General features: G+C 70.7%; 16 protein-coding genes. 13 read left to right on the top strand and 3 right to left on the bottom strand.

The window, feature by feature from the left end; genetic code table 11:
• The first annotated feature begins 229 nt into the window (after nucleotides 1–229).
• The 8 genes from OG623_RS09175 (at nucleotide 230) to OG623_RS09140 (ending at nucleotide 10088) form a co-directional block, all read left to right on the top strand.
• The gene (locus OG623_RS09175; protein WP_406145752.1) at nucleotides 230–1204 is read left to right on the top strand and encodes a LacI family DNA-binding transcriptional regulator; all 975 of its coding nucleotides are present in this window, start codon (nucleotides 230–232) and stop codon (nucleotides 1202–1204) included.
• A gap of 94 nt (nucleotides 1205–1298) precedes the next feature.
• Nucleotides 1299–2978, top strand: coding sequence for an ABC transporter substrate-binding protein (locus tag OG623_RS09170; RefSeq protein ID WP_406145751.1), 1680 nt, complete (start codon nucleotides 1299–1301; stop codon nucleotides 2976–2978).
• Between the two features lie 19 nt (nucleotides 2979–2997).
• Nucleotides 2998–4053: an ABC transporter ATP-binding protein gene (locus tag OG623_RS09165; protein WP_406145750.1), complete on the top strand. Its 1056-nt coding sequence runs from the start codon at nucleotides 2998–3000 to the stop codon at nucleotides 4051–4053.
• Nucleotides 4050–5030: an ABC transporter permease gene (locus OG623_RS09160; RefSeq protein WP_406145749.1), complete on the top strand. Its 981-nt coding sequence runs from the start codon at nucleotides 4050–4052 to the stop codon at nucleotides 5028–5030. Before OG623_RS09165 ends, OG623_RS09160 begins: the two co-directional genes overlap by 4 nt.
• Before the next feature lie 5 nt (nucleotides 5031–5035).
• Nucleotides 5036–6151: an ABC transporter permease gene (locus OG623_RS09155; RefSeq protein ID WP_406145748.1), complete on the top strand. Its 1116-nt coding sequence runs from the start codon at nucleotides 5036–5038 to the stop codon at nucleotides 6149–6151.
• Nucleotides 6148–7137, top strand: a complete 990-nt coding sequence (locus OG623_RS09150) for an ABC transporter ATP-binding protein (RefSeq protein ID WP_406145747.1) — start codon at nucleotides 6148–6150, stop codon at nucleotides 7135–7137. Before OG623_RS09155 ends, OG623_RS09150 begins: the two co-directional genes overlap by 4 nt.
• Nucleotides 7138–7188: 51 nt before the next feature.
• Nucleotides 7189–8613, top strand: coding sequence for a GH1 family beta-glucosidase (locus OG623_RS09145; RefSeq protein ID WP_406145746.1), 1425 nt, complete (start codon nucleotides 7189–7191; stop codon nucleotides 8611–8613).
• 62 nt (nucleotides 8614–8675) lie between these two features.
• On the top strand, nucleotides 8676–10088 hold the full coding sequence (locus OG623_RS09140) for a hypothetical protein (protein ID WP_406145745.1): 1413 nt from the start codon (nucleotides 8676–8678) through the stop codon (nucleotides 10086–10088).
• 52 nt (nucleotides 10089–10140) lie between these two features.
• Here OG623_RS09140 and OG623_RS09135 read toward each other — a convergent pair whose 3' ends face one another.
• On the bottom strand, nucleotides 10141–10746 hold the full coding sequence (locus tag OG623_RS09135; protein ID WP_406145744.1) for an MSMEG_1061 family FMN-dependent PPOX-type flavoprotein: 606 nt from the start codon (nucleotides 10744–10746) through the stop codon (nucleotides 10141–10143).
• 160 nt (nucleotides 10747–10906) lie between these two features.
• Here OG623_RS09135 and OG623_RS09130 point away from each other — a divergent pair, with 160 nt between their 5' ends.
• The 4 genes from OG623_RS09130 to OG623_RS09115 are packed head-to-tail and all read left to right on the top strand — an operon-like array spanning nucleotide 10907 to nucleotide 15009.
• Nucleotides 10907–11974: a FecCD family ABC transporter permease gene (locus tag OG623_RS09130; RefSeq protein WP_406145743.1), complete on the top strand. Its 1068-nt coding sequence runs from the start codon at nucleotides 10907–10909 to the stop codon at nucleotides 11972–11974.
• The gene (locus tag OG623_RS09125; protein WP_406145742.1) at nucleotides 11971–13065 is read left to right on the top strand and encodes a FecCD family ABC transporter permease; all 1095 of its coding nucleotides are present in this window, start codon (nucleotides 11971–11973) and stop codon (nucleotides 13063–13065) included. The genes OG623_RS09130 and OG623_RS09125 overlap by 4 nt, the downstream gene beginning before the upstream one ends.
• Nucleotides 13066–13121: 56 nt before the next feature.
• Nucleotides 13122–13943 (top strand): ABC transporter ATP-binding protein, encoded by an 822-nt coding sequence (locus OG623_RS09120; protein ID WP_406145741.1) that lies wholly within the window; start codon nucleotides 13122–13124, stop codon nucleotides 13941–13943.
• Between the two features lie 31 nt (nucleotides 13944–13974).
• Entirely contained in the window at nucleotides 13975–15009 is a 1035-nt protein-coding gene (locus OG623_RS09115) for an iron-siderophore ABC transporter substrate-binding protein (RefSeq protein WP_406145740.1), read from the top strand.
• Nucleotides 15010–15043: 34 nt separating this feature from the next.
• Here OG623_RS09115 and OG623_RS09110 read toward each other — a convergent pair whose 3' ends face one another.
• Nucleotides 15044–15898, bottom strand: coding sequence for an NAD(P)H-binding protein (locus OG623_RS09110; protein WP_406145739.1), 855 nt, complete (start codon nucleotides 15896–15898; stop codon nucleotides 15044–15046).
• A gap of 125 nt (nucleotides 15899–16023) precedes the next feature.
• On the opposite strand from OG623_RS09110, the gene OG623_RS09105 reads away from it, so the two are divergent.
• Nucleotides 16024–16620, top strand: a complete 597-nt coding sequence (locus OG623_RS09105) for a TetR/AcrR family transcriptional regulator (RefSeq protein ID WP_406145738.1) — start codon at nucleotides 16024–16026, stop codon at nucleotides 16618–16620.
• A gap of 168 nt (nucleotides 16621–16788) precedes the next feature.
• Here the strand turns inward: OG623_RS09105 and OG623_RS09100 are convergent, their stop codons facing one another.
• On the bottom strand, nucleotides 16789–17634 hold the full coding sequence (locus OG623_RS09100) for a hypothetical protein (protein ID WP_406145737.1): 846 nt from the start codon (nucleotides 17632–17634) through the stop codon (nucleotides 16789–16791).
• Nucleotides 17635–17658: the final 24 nt, after the last annotated feature.

Below are 17658 nucleotides of genomic sequence, written 5' to 3'. Positions count from 1 at the left end.
CCCTTACGTGCCCGCGTCAAGAGCCTGGTGCGTTCAAGAGATGAACGAAAGGGCTTGCGGACCTGCCGCGAAAATGGGTACGGACCAATGTTGGCGTGAAGTATTGACGCCTCTGTTCCGGCGGGGTTAACTCCAGCCGCAACGCCGGTACCGGTTCCGGGACCGGTTGCGGAACCGGTACCGAAGCCTCGGCACACCGCCCTGTCCTGCCTTGTCCCTGGAGGCCCCGTTGCGTGTCACCATCGCCGATGTCGCCCGCGAGGCCGGCGTCAGCAAGACGACCGTCTCACGGGTCATCAACTTCAAGGGTGAGGTGGACGGTTCGACGGCCGCGCGGGTTCGTGGAGTGATCGCGGAGCTCGGCTACGTCCCCAGCTCGGGCGCTGTCGGTCTGGCACGCGGCAGCAGCCGCACGGTCGGCATGCTGGTGCCCTCGCTCACCTGGCCGTGGATGGGCGAACTGCTCCAGGGGGTCGTCGACACGGTCGAGGCCGCCGACTACGGGCTGCTGCTCTTCACCTGCAACCGCGGTGCGGAGTCCGTCGAGCGCTTCACCACCCAGGTGTCGGCGCGCGCCTTCGACGGGCTCGTCGTCGTCGAACCCGAGAACACGCTCGAACAGCTCACCGCGCTGCACCGGTCCGGTCTGCCGATCGTCCTGATCGACGACAGGGGCCACCATCCGGAATTCCCCTCCGTCGTGACCACCAATCACGAGGGAGGCGCGTCCGCCGCCCGCCATCTGCGGGCCGCCGGCCGCACCAGACCCATGGTCGTCACCGGCCCCGGCCACTTCGGCTGCGTCCAGGAACGGCTCGCGGGCTTCCGTACGGTCCTGCCCACCGAGCTGGTCGTGCACGGGGACTTCACCGAACGCCGCGGGCGACTCGCCGTGGAGGAACACCTCGCGGCGGGAACGGAGTTCGACTCGGTCTTCGCCCACAACGACATCACCGCTGCCGGGGTCCTGCGCGCGCTGCGAGCCGCCGGCCGTCGTGTGCCCGACGACATCGCGGTGGTCGGCTTCGACGACATCCCGATGGCCGAGCACACCGAACCTCCGCTGACCACCGTGCACCAGCCCACGCGGCAGATGGGCGAGGCTGCGGCCCGCCTGCTGCTCTCCCACCTCGGCGGCACCGCCGTACCGGACGGACCGGTCGTGCTGCCCACCGAACTGGTCGTGCGCCACTCGGCGCCGTAACGGACCCGGCCCGGCCCCGCCGGTACGCGTCCGTACCCCCGAGCATTCCCAGACCCCGCAGTCTTCCCAGACCCGCAGTCCTCCTGGAGTCGCCATGTCCGTACGTCGCCGTCACACTCTGAGAGCGCTCTCAGTCGCCACAGCCGTGGTCGCGCTCGCCGCCGGCTGCTCGTCCGCCAACTCGGGTAACAAGGGGGGCGGCGGAGCCGGTGCCTCCGGTGTGCTGACCCTCGGCAAGCCCGACGGGCCGCAGACGAACAACAGCAACCCGTTCCTCGCGACCTCGGCGGCCGCCACCCTCGGCTACCGCGTCATGATCTACGAGCCGCTGGCGATGCCCAACGAGATCCGGCCCTCGGACAAGGCCGACCCATGGCTGGCGACCGCCTGGGACTGGGAGGCGAACTTCACCAAGGTCACCTTCACGCTCGACGAGCGGGCCAAGTGGGCCGACGGCAAGGCGCTGACCGCCGAGGACGTGGCCTACACCTTCGAGCTCCTGAAGAAGCACCCGGCGCTCAACAAGGACGGCATCCCCTTCGACGGCATCGCGGTCGAGGGCGACAAGGTCGTCCTGACCTTCAAGGACTCCCAGTTCGTCAACCAGAACAAGATCACCTCGACCTTCGTGGTGCCCAAGCACATCTGGGAGAAGGTCGACAACCCCGAGACCTGGCCCAACCGCACCCCGGTCGGCTCCGGCCCGTACAAGCTGAAGACGTTCACCCCGCAGACCACCACCCTGTCCGCCACGCCCACCTACTGGAAGGGCGAGACCAAGGTCAAAAAGCTGCGCTACACCACGTACAACGACAACAGCGCCGCGACCACCGCCCTGGCGAACGGCAAGCTGGAGTGGTCGTTCGTCTTCATGCCGAACTACAAGCAGCTGTACGTCGCCAAGGACCCGAAGAACCACAAGCTCTGGTTCCCCTCCGGGCTCGGCATCCACGGCCTGTGGTTCAACACCGCCCGCAAGCCGTTCGACAACCCGGCCCTGCGCAAGGCGATGGCCATGGTCATCGACCGCAAGGCGATCCATGTGCAGGCGCAGGCGACCCTCTACCCGGAGATCACCAGCCCGACCGGAATCCCGCTGCCCGCCGGCAAGGAGTTCCTGGCCCCCGAGTACAAGAACGCCACCACGGCGCCCGACGTGGACGGCGCCAAGGCGGTGCTCAAGGACGCCGGCTTCAAGCTCAGCGGCGGCGTCCTGAAGGACCCGAGCGGCAAGCCGGTGGAGCTGACCTTCACCGACCCGGCCGGCTGGAACGACTACATCACCGGGCTCTCCATCATCAAGGACAACATCAAGCAGCTCGGGATCACGGCCAAGGTCAAGACCCAGACCGCCGAGGCCTGGGGCAACGACGTCGCCACCGGCAACTTCGACGCCACCCTGCACTGGACCAACAGCGGTGCCACGCCGTACGACATGTACCAGAACATCATGGACGAGGCGATCTACCAGCCCATCGGCAAGTCCTCGCAGACGGGCAACTTCGGCCGGTTCAAGAACCCCGAGGCGACCGCCGCGCTGAAGGAGTACGCCAACGCCGCGGATGACACCACGCGCACCAAGGCGATGAACACACTCCAGAAGATCATGGTCGAGCAGGCGCCCCTCATCCCGACCGCCGCGGCCCCGATCGGCGCCGAGTACTCCACGAAGAACTGGGTGGGCTGGCCGACCGAGAAGGACCAGTACGCAGCCCCGCAGCACACCCAGCCGGACGCGCTGGAAGTAGTGCTGAACCTGAAGCCCGCCAAGTAGTCACGGGGAAGAACCGACCATGACCACCGAACAGTCCGCAGACGTGCGCACCGAGACCGATGTGGTGCTCGAAGCACGCGGAGTCACCAAGCACTTCCCCGTACGGCGCACCGTCGGCGACCTCGTCGCCCGCAGGCGCCGTAGCGTCCACGCCGTCGACGACGTCTCGCTGAAGCTCAGGCGCGGCACCGTCACGGCCCTGGTGGGGGAGTCCGGCTCCGGAAAGTCCACCGTCGCACGGCTGCTCGCCCAGCTCTACCCGCTCACCGCGGGCGAGATCGACCTGGGCGGCACGGCGGTGAAGGCCGGGCGTGGCCGGTCCTTCCGCAGATACGTCAAGCAGGTCCAGCTGATCTTCCAGGACCCGTTCGCCTCCCTCAACCCGGTGCACACCGTGCGCTACCACCTGACCCGCGCCCTGAAGATCCACGGCCGGGCGGGGAGCGGGGAGACGGAACTGGAGACGAATCTGGCCGCTCTGCTCGAACGCGTCCAGCTGACTCCTCCTCATCAGTACCTGGACAAGTTCCCGCACGAGCTGTCGGGCGGGCAGCGCCAGCGCGTCGCCATCGCGCGTGCGCTCGGCGCCGACCCGCAGGTCCTGCTCGCCGACGAACCGGTCTCGATGCTCGACGTGTCGATCCGGCTCGGCGTCCTCAACCTGCTCCGCGACCTCAAGGAGCGGCTGCACCTCGCGATCCTCTACATCACCCATGACATCGCGTCCGCCCGCTACTTCGCGGACACGACCCTGGTGATGTACGCGGGCCGGATCGTGGAGGGCGGGGACAGCGAGACCGTCACCCAGCACCCCGCACACCCCTACACCCAGCTGCTGATCGCCTCCGCGCCCGACCCCGACCGGGTGGCGGACGAGGAGGAGCAGGAGGAGACCGGAAGCGGCGAGCCGCCCTCGCTGATCGCCCCGCCGGACGGCTGCCGCTTCCACCCCCGCTGCCCGAAGGCCATGGAGCGCTGCCGCACCGAACTGCCGCCGCGCTTCGACCTGGCGGACGGCCAGTGGGCCGCCTGCTGGCTGTACGACGGCACGACCGCCGAGGGAGCAGCGAAGTGAAGTACATCCTTCAGCGGATCGCCTTCTACGCGGTCACCGCGTGGGCCGCCATCACCATCAACTTCCTGATCCCGCGCCTGATGCCGGGCGACCCCGTCGAGGCTCTGATGAGCCGCTACCAGGGGCAGCTCGACACCTCCGCCATCGCCTCGCTGCAGGCGCTGTTCGGGCTCGACGAGAACGCGTCCATCTGGTCGCAGTACACCGGCTACTGGTCGCACCTGCTCGACGGTGACCTCGGGCTGTCCTTCACCTTCTTCCCGACCCCGGTCGGCGAGGTGATCGCCCAGTCGCTGCCCTGGACGCTCGCGCTGGTCGGCATCACCACCCTGATCAGCTTCCTGCTCGGCACCGGCATCGGCGTCTACAGCGGCTGGCGGCGCGGCTCCTGGCTGGACGGGCTGCTGCCCGTGACCACGTTCATCTCCGCCATCCCGTACTTCTGGCTCGGCCTCATCGCCATCGCGCTGTTCGCGGTGAAGTGGCAGATCTTCCCGGCCGCCGGAGGGTACGACAACTCCCTGGTCCCGGCCTTCGACTGGCCGTTCGTCTCCAGCGCGCTCTACCACGGGGTGCTGCCGGGCGTGACGATCGTGCTCAGCGCCATCGCCGGCTGGATCCTCGGCATGCGCAACATGATGGTGACCGTCTCCTCCGAGGACTACGTCATGGTCGCGCAGGCCAAGGGCCTGTCCGAGCGGCGCGTGATGTTCTCCTACGCCGCGCGCAACGCCGTCCTGCCCAACATCTCCGGCTTCGCCCTCTCGCTGGGCTTCATCGTCGGCGGAACCCTGCTGGTCGAGATGGTCTTCTCCTACCCGGGCATCGGCTACCAGCTCTTCCAGGCCGTCGGGGCCAAGGACTACCCGCTGATGCAGGGCGTCTTCCTGATCATCACGCTCTCGGTCCTCGCCGCGAACCTGCTGGCCGACATGGCCTACGCCCTTCTCGACCCGCGCACCCGCAAGGAGGCCTGACGGATATGTCTGTCACCGGCACCGACGTGGTCGTCACCGACGCCGCGCCCGCCCCGACCCGGGCCAGGTTCCGCTTCCTGCGCGGCGGGAAGACCCGCACCGGGCTGCTCATCCTCGCGTTCTTCGTGGTCCTCGCCGTCGCGGGCCCCTGGCTCGCGCCGTACGACCCGGACGCGATGAGCGACCAGCTGCTGCAACCGCCGTCCGGCGACCACCTGTTCGGTACGACGCAGACCGGGCAGGACGTCCTCTCGCAGATCCTGGTCGGCACCCGCGGTGTGCTGTTCGTCGGATTCCTCGCGGGCATCCTCGCGACCGCGCTGTCCGTGCTCATCGGGGTCAGCGCGGGGTTCCTCGGCGGAGCCGCCGACGAGCTCCTGTCCATGCTCTCCAACGTCTTCCTGGTCATCCCGGGACTGCCGCTGATCATCATCATCGCGAGCTTCGTCGAGGACACCGGGGACCTGCTGATCGCCGCGGTCATCGCCCTCACCTCCTGGGCCTGGGGCGCCCGCGTCCTGCGCGCCCAGACGCTGTCCCTCAGGCGCCGCGACTACGTGGAGGCGGCCCGCGCCACCGGCGAATCCACCTGGCGGGTCATCCTCTTCGAGGTCATGCCGAACCTCACCGCCGTCATCGCGTCCGGCTTCGTCGGCACCGTCATCTTCGCCGTCCTCTCGGAGATCACGCTCGCCTTCATCGGCGTCGCGGACATCTCCCACTGGAACTGGGGCACCGTGCTCTTCTGGGCCCAGTCCAACCAGGCCCTGGCCCAGGGCGCCTGGTGGTGGTTCGTCCCGGCCGGCCTGTGCATCGCCCTGCTGGGCACCGCCCTCGCACTGATCAACTTCGGCATCGACGAGTTCGTCAATCCGCGGCTGCGCACCGCGACCGGCGCCTCGCGGAAGGTCAAGATGCGGGTCGGCTTCACCCCGGTCGCCCGTACGGGAACCCCCGCGCCGTCCGGCACCTCCACGCCGTCCGGCACCTCCTCGCCGCCCGGCAGCCCGAAGCCGTCCGGCACCTCCGAGTCGCCCGGCAGCCCGAAGCCGTCCGACGGCCCCGATGCGCCCGGCAGCCCCGGGACGTCCGGAAAGCCCAGCAAGGAGCACAGCGCATGACCGCCGAGCCGATCCTCACCATCAGCGGCCTGAACGTCGACTACGGCACCGGTGCGACCGGCGTCCACGCCCTCCGGGACATCGACCTCACCCTGAACCGCGGCGAAGTCCTCGGCCTCGCGGGGGAGTCGGGGTCGGGCAAGTCCACGCTGGCGTACGCGGTCACCCGGCTGCTCTCCCCGCCCGGGGTGATCACCGGCGGCGACGTCCACTACCACCGGCCGGGTGCCGAGCCCGTCGACATCCTCTCCCTCACCCCGGACGAGCTGCGCGCCTTCCGCTGGCAGGAGCTGTCGATCGTGTTCCAGGGGGCGATGAACTCGCTGAACCCGGTGCACACCGTCCACAGCCAGCTCACCGACGTACTCAAGGCGCACCGCCCCGACATGCGCCAGGCCGAACGCACCGCCCGCGCGGAGGAGCTGCTCAGCCTGGTCGGCATATCCGCCGACCGCCTCGCGGCCTTCCCGCACCAGCTGTCCGGCGGCATGCGCCAGCGCGTGATGATCGCGATGGCGCTCGCGCTGGAACCCGAGATCGTCATCATGGACGAACCCACCACCGCACTCGATGTGGTGATGCAGCGTCAGATTCTGCGCAGGCTCGTCGAGCTCAGGGAGCAACTCTCCTTCTCCGTCGTGTTCATCACGCACGACATCTCCCTGCTGATCGAATTCTCCGACCGCATCGCCATCATGTACGGCGGCCGGATCGTGGAGCAGGCGGGTGCCGCCGAGATCTACCGCGACGCCCGCCACCCCTACAGCGACGGTCTGCTGCACTCCTTCCCCGCGCTGCACGGCCCCAGGCGCGAGCTCACCGGCATCCCGGGCTCGCCCCCGCACCTCTCGGCCATGCCCACCGGCTGCGCCTTCCACCCCCGCTGCGGCAAGGCCTTCGAGCCGTGCGCCGAGCGGGTGCCGGTCCTCGCCGCGCCGGAAGCCGGCCAGGACCGTGAGGTCGCCTGCTGGCTGCACCACGACTGACCGACCAAGCCTCTGCCACGCCCCACAGGAAACCCGGAGTTACGGAGACCCATGAACCTCGTCACGCCCCGCAGCAGCCTGCAGCCCGCCGCCGTCCAGGGACTCCCTGCCGACTTCCGCTGGGGCGTGGCCACTTCCTCGTACCAGATCGAGGGCGCCGTCCTGGAGGACGGCCGCACCCCGTCCATCTGGGACACCTTCTGCCGGGTCCCGGGCGCCGTCCACAACGGGGAGCACGGCGATGTCGCCTGCGACCACTACCACCGGATGCCCCAGGACGTGGAGCTGATCGCGGGCCTCGGGGTCGACACCTACCGCTTCTCGCTCGCCTGGCCACGCATCCAGCCGGGCGGCCGGGGTCCGGGCAACGCCAAGGGCCTGGACTTCTACAAGCGGCTGGTCGACGAGCTCCAGGCCAAGGGCGTCACCCCCTGGATCACCCTGTACCACTGGGACCTGCCCCAGGAGCTGGAGGACGCGGGCGGCTGGCCGGCCCGGGACACCGCACACCGCTTCGCGGACTACGCCATGCTCGCCTACGAGGCGCTCGGCGACCGGGTCGAGCACTGGACGACCCTGAACGAGCCGTGGTGCTCGGCGATGCTCGGTTACGCCTACGGGGCACACGCGCCCGGCCGCACCGACCTGGGCGACGCCATGGGCGCCGTCCACCACCTGCTGCTCGGCCACGGAATCGCCGCCCGGCAGATGCGCGAGGCGGCGGGCGGCAACCCGCTGGAGCTCGGCATCACCCTCAATCTCGGTACCGCAACCCCGGAGACCGACAGCGAGGCCGACCGCGAGGCCTGCCGCCGGGCCGACGGCATGGGCACCCGGCTCTACCTCGACCCGATCGTCCACGGCAGATACCCGCAGGACGTCGTCGACGACCTCGAAGCCCAGGGCATCGCACTGCCGGTGCGGGACGGCGACCTGGCAGCCATCGCCACCCCCCTGGACGTCCTCGGCGTCAACTTCTACCGGGGCGCCCTGTTCTCCGGAGTCACCGAGGACGGTTCGCCGACCGACACCGACGGCCTGCCCGTCGTACGCGGCGTGGAGCGTGACCTGCCCAGGACCGCCATGGACTGGGAGATCACCCCGGCCGAGCTCACCGAGCTGCTGGTGCGGCTCCAGCGCGACTACGCGCTGCCGACCGTCATCACGGAGAACGGGGCCGCCTTCGACGACACCGTCGCCGCCGACGGGTCCGTGCCCGACACCGACCGCACCGCCTACCTCGCCGACCACATCGCGGCCGTGTCCGAGGCCCGCGCACAGGGCGCCGACGTCCGCGGCTACTTCGCCTGGTCGCTGTTGGACAACTTCGAATGGGCCTACGGCTACGACAAGCGGTTCGGCATCGTGCGCGTCGACTACGACACGCAGGAGCGGACGCTCAAGGACAGCGCGAAGTGGTACCGCGACACGATCCGCCTCACCCGGGACGCCCCCCAGGACGGCGGCTCCGTGTAACAGCATGCGAGTGACCCCGGCCGGGCGACGCGCTCGTCGCCCGGCCGGGTTACTTTCGGAGTATGAGGAAGAGGCTGTTCGCTCCCCTGTGGGCCTGTCTGCTGCTGATCCTCTCGGCGGCCGTGCTGGCGACGGGCCCCGCTGCCCAGGCCGCCCCGTCCGCTCCCTCCGCCCCGTCCTCCGTGGACGACGTGGCCCGCGCCCTGCGCCAGGGCCCCGTGTACGTGGACCCGGCGGCGTCGGGTCAGCTCTCGGCCTCCCAGGAGGCCGCCCTGGAGAAGAAGATCAAGGACGCCGACAAGCCGGTCTTCGTGGCCGTGCTGCCCGCGACGTCCGCGTACCCGCCCGACAACCTCCTGCAGAATCTGCGCACCGACACCGGAGTCACCGGCGTCTACGCGGTCCGCCTCGGCGACGGCTTCGACGCCGGCGCCGACCCGCAGGTGATGCCGACCCGGGCCGTCCAGAACCTCGCCACCGCGGTGAAGGCGCCCGGCACGGGCGACGACGCGGCGACCCAGCTCAACGCCTTCGTCGACCGCGCCGTCGCACAGGCCAAGGGCAGCGCCCCGGCCTCCTGGTCCGGCGGCGGGGCGGGCGACGGTTCGAGCGACGGCGCGCCGGTGGCCGGTCTGGTCGTCCTCGGCGGCGTGGTCCTGCTCGGCGGAGGCACCGCCCTGGCGGTCGCCCGGCGCAGCAGGAAGCGCAAGGAGGAGGAAGAGCAGGCGTCCCTGGAGAAGCTCAGGGTCGTGGTCGACGAGGACATCACCGCGTACGGCGAGACCCTGGACCGGCTGGACTTCCACCCGGGCGAGAAGGGCGCCGACGACGCGATGCGCATCGACTACGAGCGCGCGCTCGACTCCTACGAGGACGCCAAGTCCCGCATGGGCAACGCCCGCCACCCCTCCGACGTACGCGGGGTCACCCAGGCCCTGGAGGACGGCCGCTTCTCCCTCGCCGTCCTCGATGCCCGCCGGAAGGGCCAGAAGCTCCCGGCCCGCCGCCCGCCCTGCTTCTTCGACCCACGCCATGGACCGGCCGTCGCGGACGTCCTGTGGACACCGTCCGGCGGCTCGGCCCGTGAGGTCCCGGTCTGCGGTGCCGACGAGGTCAGGCTGCGCGAGGGACACGATCCGATGAGCCGCACCGTCGACGTCGGCGACGGCCGGCGCCGCCCCTACTGGGAGGCGGGCCCCGCCTACGGCCCCTGGGCCGGCGGATACTTCGGCGGCGGTCTGCTCCCCGGTCTGCTGGTCGGCACCATGCTCGGCTCGATGCTCTCCACCCCGGCGTACGCGGCGGAGTACGGCGGCGGTGACTTCGGCGCGGGCGGCGGCTGGGGCGGCGGCGATGTCTCAGGGTCCGACTTCGACTCCTCCGGCTTCGGAGGCGGCGGCTTCGGCGACGGCGGCGGCTTCGGCGACGGCGGTGGTTTCGGAGGAGGCGGCGGCTTCGACGGCGGAGGCTTCTGAGGAGGCGCCGAGGCTTCGACAGCGGAGGTTTCCGAGGGCTCGCCGCCCGCGGTCAGGCCTTCCCGGCCGCGTTCTCCCAGCTGTCCGGAGCCCACAGGCCCGAGCGCTTCAGCGACGCCGGGCAGTGCAGATAGATCTCGTCGATCTCCACGACCAGGGCCAGGTCGGGGCGCCTGCCCTTCACCGCCATCGCGTCGAAGAACGGCGCGTCCGTCAGGATGCGGGCGCGGCCGTTGATCCGCAGGACGGTCATCACACCCGGGAGCAGATAGAGCAGGCCGACGTGCGGGTTGGACAGGATGTTGTGGAAGCTGTCGCCACGCCGGTTGCCCGGCAGATCGGGCAGCGCCAGCGTCCGGGTGTCCAGGACGCGGGTGAAGCCCGGCGCCCCGCCGCGCGGAGAGGTGTCGCAGTTGCCGTCGGCGTCGGAGGTCGAGACGGCGCAGAACGGCGCACGGGCCAGGAGATCCAGGTCCGCCTCGGTGAGCTCGTCGTGGACCTTGTCGATGACGAGCGGCCACGGCGTCCCGAGGATCTCCCGCAGCTCGTCCGCCGACCGCAGCTCCACCGCTCCGGCCAGCGGATCCGCCCCGGCCGGCGAGCCGCCGCCGGAGGGGAGCGCGTCGACGGTGACGGCCACGGGCGCGGCGTTCGACAAGGGGTTCTCCGTACCTTGTGGGGACTCACAGCCTACCGCTGACCTGGCACACTGTTAGGCTAACCTTACTTATGCTCGCGGGTGCGCCCCGTCCCGGGGGCGACAAGCAAGGGTGAGGAACAGTGCGCAACCGCATGTCGCCGCCCCGGGTGCACCGGCTGTGAGCGGCTCGGTCCTCCAGGGAGCGCGGGAACAGAAGGCCAGGGCCCCCGAGCGGCGCAGCACCCGCAGCCGCCCCGTGCTGGCCGCCGGGCTGCTCGCCGCCCTGGCCGTTCTTCTGCTGACGGTCCTGGCGAGCCTCGCGATCGGCTCAGGGGACGTGGCCCTCGGCGACGTACTGAACGGTGTCTTCGACCCGGACCTCGGGGTCAAGGGCCAGCTCATCGTCCAGGAGGTCCGCATACCCCGCACCGTGGCCGGGCTGCTGGCCGGTGCGGCCCTCGGCCTCGCGGGCACGGTGATGCAGGGTGTCGCCCGTAACCCGCTCGCCGATCCCCAGCTCCTCGGCATCAACGCGGGCGCCTCCGTGGCCGTGGTGTGCTCGATCACCTTTTTCGGATTCACCCTGGTCACGCAGTACATCTGGTTCGGCTTCCTCGGCGCGCTCCTCGCCGCCCTCCTCGTGTACGGCGTCGGCTCGCTCGGCCGTGAGGGCGCCACCCCGGTGAAGCTCGCCCTGGCGGGCGCGGCGACCAGCGCCGTGCTCACCTCCCTGACCAGCGTGGTCCTCCTCCAGGACCGCGACGGCTACGACCGCTACCGCTTCTGGCAGCTCGGCGCGCTCACCGCCCGGGACACGGACGTGCTGTGGCAGGCGTCCCCGTTCATCGCGGCCGGAGCCGTCCTCGCGCTGCTGCTCGGCCCGCAGCTCAACGCCCTCTCCCTCGGCGACGACCTGGCCCGCGGCCTCGGCCAGCGGGTCGGTGTCGCACGGCTGGTCTCGGCCCTCGCCGTGGTGCTGCTGTGCGGCGCGGCCACCGTCGTGGCCGGCCCGATCGGCTTCGTCGGCCTCGCCGTGCCGCACGCCGCCCGGCTCATCACAGGACCCGACTACCGCTGGGTGCTGCCGTACAGCATGGTGCTCGCCCCGGTCATGCTGCTCGTCGCCGACATCGTCGGCCGGGTCATCGCCCCGCCCGGAGAGGTCCAGGTGGGCGTGGTCACCGCCGCGATCGGCTGCGTCCCCTTCATCTGGCTCGTCCGGCGCAGGAAGCAGGTGGAACTGTGACCGCGACCCGCCTCCAGTACAAGCCCGGCAGCACCCCGGACACCGAAACCGCCCGCGTCGCCGACGCCGTACGCACGGTGCGACGCGTCCGCAGCCGTGGACTCCGGCGCTCCGTGCTGGTGGCGGCCGGTCTGCTGGTCGCCGTGGTGGCGGTGTTCGCACTCTCGCTCTGCGTCGGCGACATGGTGATGCCGCTCGGCAAGGTCGTGGACACCCTGCTCGGCGGGGGCGACGGCGGTTCGCAGTTCGTCGTCCTGGAACTCCGCCTGCCCCGCGCCCTGCTCGCGCTCCTCGTCGGCATCGGCTTCGGGCTCTCGGGGGCCGTCTTCCAGTCCGTCCTGCGCAACCCGCTGGCCGCTCCCGACATCATCGGCATCAGCGCGGGCGCGAGCGCCGTCGCCGTGACCGCTTCGCTGCTCTTCCAGGTCAGCGGCCTCGCTCTGTCCGGGAGCGCCCTGGCCGGGTCGCTGGCGGCCGGTGCTGCCATCTATCTGCTCGCCTGGCGCCAGGGCGTCGTCGGCCAGCGCCTCGTGCTGGTCGGCGTGGGCTTCGGCACCGGGCTGAGCAGCGTCGTCTGGTACGTGATGGCCCGCTCGGACACCGCCGACGCGCAGGAGGCCTACCTCTGGCTGGCCGGCACCCTCAACGGCCGCTCCTGGAACCAGGCGTGGCCCCTGCTGAGCGCCCTCGCCGTGCTCGTGCCGCTCACCGTCCTCGCCTCCCGCACCCTGGGCCCCCTCCAGCTCGGCGACGACGCGGCGGCCGGCCTCGGCGCCCGTGTCGAGCCCGGCCGGCTCGCCCTGCTCGGCTGCGCGACCGCACTCGCCGGAGTCGCGACCGCGGCGGCGGGCCCGGTCGGCTTCGTGGCCTTCGTCTCCGCGCCGATCGCCCGCCGCCTGGTCCCCGGCCGGGGCGCCGCCCTGCCGCACGCGGCGCTGACCGGCGCCCTGATCGTCCTGGTCGCCGACTTCGCCGCCCAGCACGCGCTGCCCTCGGTCCAGCTGCCGGTGGGCGCGGTGACCAGCATCATCGGCGCCCCGTACCTGCTGCTGCTCCTGGCCCGCGCCAACCGAGGAGGCAGCGGTGGCTGACCCGCACACGTACGACACCGCACACGTACGACACCAAGGAAAGGCGTGGTCGCGTCGTGGCTGAGCACACTCTTCGAGCCCAGGACGTCCGCCTCGGCTACGGCGACCGGGAGATCGTCTCCGGCCTCACGGTCGGCGTACCGCCCGGCCGCATCACGGTCATCGTCGGCCCCAACGCCTGCGGCAAGTCGACCCTGCTGCGGGCGATGGCGCGGCTGCTCGCCCCCTCGGACGGCGCCGTCCTGCTGGACGGCCGGAGCATCCAGGAGATGCCGACGAAGGAGGTCGCCGCCGTGCTGGGCATCCTCCCGCAGAGCCCGTCCGCACCGGAGGGGATCACGGTCTCCGACCTCGTCGGGCGCGGCCGCTACCCGCACCAGGGCTGGTTCCGGCGCTGGGGCCCCGAGGACGACGAGGCGGTCGCCCGGGCACTGCTCTCGACCAGCACCCTGGAGCTCGCCGACCGCCCGGTGGACGAACTCTCGGGCGGGCAGCGCCAGCGGGTGTGGATCGCGATGGCACTTTCGCAGCGCACCGACATCCTGCTGCTGGACGAGCCGACGACCTTCCTCGACGCCAGCCACCAGCTGGACGTCCTGGACCTGCTGACCGACCTCAACCACGAGAACGGCGTCACCATGGTGGCGGTGCTGCACGACCTGAATCTGGCCTGCCGCTACGCCGACCACATGATCGCCATGAGGGACGGCCGGATCGTCGCGGAGGGCCGGCCCTCCGACATCGTGACGGAGTCCCTGGTCAGCGAGGTGTTCGGGATGCGCTGCTCGGTGATGGAGGATCCGGCGTCGGCCACTCCGATGGTCGTACCGCTGGGCCGCCACCATGTACGCGGCCCTTCGGCCAGCCCCGCGCCATGATGATCCATAAGGTTAGGCTAGCCTAATCGTCATGAACGATTCCGCTCCACGCTCCCGCTCCCGTCGTACCCGCCGCACCCCGGTCCTGATGGCCGGCGCCGTCGCGGCCCTCCTGGTGGGCCTCGCCGCCTGCGGCTCATCCGACGAGGACACAGGCTCCGACTCCGCTTCCTCCTCGGGCGGGGCGGCCAAGGGTGCCTTCCCCGCGAAGGTCGCGACGAAGTTCGGTGAGATCACCGTCGACAAGGCGCCCAAGCGCATCCTCGCGCTCGGCTGGGGCGACGCCGAGACGGTTCTCGCGCTCGGCGGGCAGCCGGTCGGCGCGAGCGACTGGCTGGCCTTCGGCGGCGAGGGCGTCGGACCGTGGGCCAAGGGCATGTACGACAAGAGCCCGCAGATGATCGGCACGCTGGAGCCCGAGTACGAGAAGATCGCCTCCCTCCAGCCCGACCTGATCCTCGACACCAAGTCCAGCGGGGACAAGACGCGTTACGACACCCTGAGCAAGATCGCCCCGACCGTGGGTGTGCCAAAGGGCGGAGACCAGTACAAGGTCTCGTGGGAGAAGCAGACCCAGATGGTCGCCGCGGCCATGGGCGTCCCCGAGAAGGGGAAGAAGCTGATCGCGCAGACCGAGACCAAGTTCGCCGAGGCCGCGAAGGCCCACCCCGAGTTCAAGGGCAGCACGGTCACGCTCGGCTCCCGCACCTCCGAGGGCTACGGCGCCTACGTCTCGGGCACCGGCCGCGTCGACTTCGTCGAGCGCCTCGGCTTCAAGAACAACCCGGCCGTCGAGGCCAAGGCGGGCGACGGCTTCTCGATCTCCGTCTCCAAGGAGAACCTCGACCTCCTCGACGCCGACCTGACGGTCATGGCCCCCATCGGCATCCCGGCCACCGACATCAGCAACGACCCGCTGTACAAGGCGGTCCCGTCGGTGAAGGCCGGCCACTCCCTCGTCTTCGACGACAAGGTCATCAGCTCGGCGTTCGCCACCGACTCGATCCTGTCAACCGGCTACGCCATCGACAAGGTCGTCCCGCTCTTCGCGGAGAAGATGAAGTAACCGCATCCCCGGCCCCGTGGGATGAAGCCCGGCTTCAGGCGGCTGCCCGGGCTGCGAGCCGTTCGGCGATGGTGCGGGGCTCGCGGCCGAGCAGTTCGGCCAGCAGCGGGCTCGCTTCGGTGAAGTAACCGGCGCGGGCGGCCTGGTACCAGGTGAGCATGAGCCGGGCCATCTGCTCCGGGGCGCCGGCCGCGACCTGGTCGGCGACCCACTGTTCGTCGTCCAGGACGATGCGCTCAACGGGGCGACCGATGAGATCGGAGGCGATCTCGGCGACCGCGCCGAAGGTGACGGCGTTCGGCGCGGTGAGGTCGACGTGGCCGTCGAAGGAGCGGTCACCGGCGAGAACGACCGCGGTGGCCTCGGCCACGTCGGCACGGTCGGTGTACGGGACGGGGCCGTCCTGCGGCCGGGCGATCACACCGGTCCGCTGCCACGGGCCGAGCACCTGGTCAAGCGGACCGTAGGCGCCGTTGCGCAGCGCGGTCCAGGCGACGCCCGAGTCGGCGAGGATCGCCTCGGTTGCGATGTGGATGTCCGACGGCCGGTACGGGTTGCCGGGGACGGCGCCCTGTTGGCTGGTGTAGAGGACGCGCCGGGCGCCGACCGCGACGGCGGCCTCGACGGCATTGCGGTGCAGGCTGACCATGTCGGCCTCCGGATCGTTGCCGGATACCAGAAGGACCCGCTCGGCACCGGCGAACGAGCCACGCAGCGTGGCCGGATCTTCGTAGGCACCCTGCCGCACACGCACGCCGCGGTCGGCGAAGTGCTGCGCCTTGGCGGTGTCGCGGACGCTGACGCCGATCCGGTCGGCGGGTACGCGCTTGAGGAGGTGCTCGACGATGGTGCCGCCCAGCCCACCGGTGGCTCCGGTGACAACGATCATGCTCTTGTCCTCTCGGTTCCCTATCGGTTCCATAAATTGACCACCCTGGTCAGTTTCATTCCTGGACACGACCGTAGGTAAACTGACCTGGACAGTCAAGTTGTTCCGGCAGGCAGGGAGAGACAGTGAGCGCGGTGCCTTCGGGATCCCGGTTGCGCGCCGACGCCCGGCGTAATTCCGAACAGATCCGCTCCGCCGCGATCGGCGCCTTCCAGGGGCAGGGCCTCACGGTGCCGCTGGAGGGTGTCGCCAAGGCGGCAGGGGTGAGCAAGGCCACGATCTTCAACCGGTTCGGCGGGCGGATCGGCCTCATCGAAGCCGTCATCGAAGAGCTCGTGACGCGCGAGCTCTTCGCCGTCATCGACCACGCTCGGGCCATGGATGACGTGGGTGGGCGGATCACGTACTACCTCACCGCACTCCGCGACCTCCAGTACCGCCAGCCCGCCTTCAACGACGTGCTGCTACAGACGTACCCGCAGTCGCGGCAGCTGATGGAGATCTGCCGGGTCGGAAGCGAGGCCAACGAGGAGCTCGTCACGGCGGCGCAAGCCGTTGGTGCACTACGGCCGGAGTTCACGGCCGACGACCTGCACGCACTCGTCGTGGACAACGCCCTCGCGCTCAAACACGGCGAGCGCCCTCCCCGGGCCGACTACGACCGCCGCACGACGTACCTCCTGGACGGAATCCAAAGACGCCCACCCACCTCCGACGGCTAGCCGCCCCCCGCCCCCCGGCCGTCCCCCGCGTGGGAGGGAAGTTACGGACCCGCCCACGGGCGTAATGTCCGTTTTCCGCGTCCTCAACCCCCGCTTACGGCTCGGCCGGAGCGGCGGGGTGTTCGCCCCGCCGCTCCGGCCGGTTGCCGGTGTTGCCGGTGTTGTCCGTCAGCAGTCGACGGGGGCGGAGCCGACGGTCACGTCGTCGAACCACAGGGTGTCGTCGCCGGTCGCGTAGCTCTCCCAACCCAGTCGCAGAGCGGTGGGCCGGGGCGGGGTGGTGTTGACGAGCCACTGCTGATCGATGTCGGGCGTGGGGTCACCGTCGGCGTGCAGACCCGGGACCAGCTCGTCGTCGAGCCAGGTGTCCAGGGCGGGGGCCGTGGTGTCGATCGCGAAGCGCAGGCACTGCCAGGTGTCCGTCGGCAGGGGTGTGCTCAGCGCGACACCGGCCGGGCTCTGGGCGGGGAGTGTGGCGTCGTCGCTCTCCCGGTTCCACTGCAACGCGCCGTTCTGGCCGCCGACGCGCAGGCTGCGGCCGTCCTGGGATGCGTCGGGCATGGAGACGAAGGCGACGTGGTCGGGCGGGAGGGCGGTGGTGTGCCGCACCCACATGCGTACGTACATCACAGGACCGGCCGATGACAGGTCCGCGGAGGCGGCGACGAAGGCGTGGTTGCAGTAGCCGGCGTGGCCGTCGATCCGCAGTGAACGGCTGCCGCTGTGTGCGACCTCGCTGTCGACAGCGGCTGTGCCGGTGCCCTCGCAGTCGGGCGCGGTGAACTGCCAGTCGCCGGACGGGGCGGGACCGGCCTGGTCCTCGAAGTCCGAGCAGATCAGCGCGCTGCCGCACTCCGCGGCGGTGGCGGTACCGGTGGCGGCGGGGAGGGTCGGCGGCTCCGCGCTGCTCGCGGTCGTTGCCGTGAAGCCGGATGTCAGCAGTACCGCGGCCGTGAGGGCAGCCGCCCATGGGCGGCGCGGTAAGCGTGGGAGAGGGGGGAGGGGGATGGGCACGTGTGCCTCCGGGTGTGGGGGTGT

Origin of the sequence: Streptomyces sp. NBC_01012, assembly GCF_045162755.1 — a bacterium.
Taxonomy (GTDB): domain Bacteria; phylum Actinomycetota; class Actinomycetes; order Streptomycetales; family Streptomycetaceae; genus Streptomyces.
The sequence above is the reverse complement of the archived record's forward strand: the minus strand, read 5'-3'. Positions and strand labels throughout refer to the sequence as shown.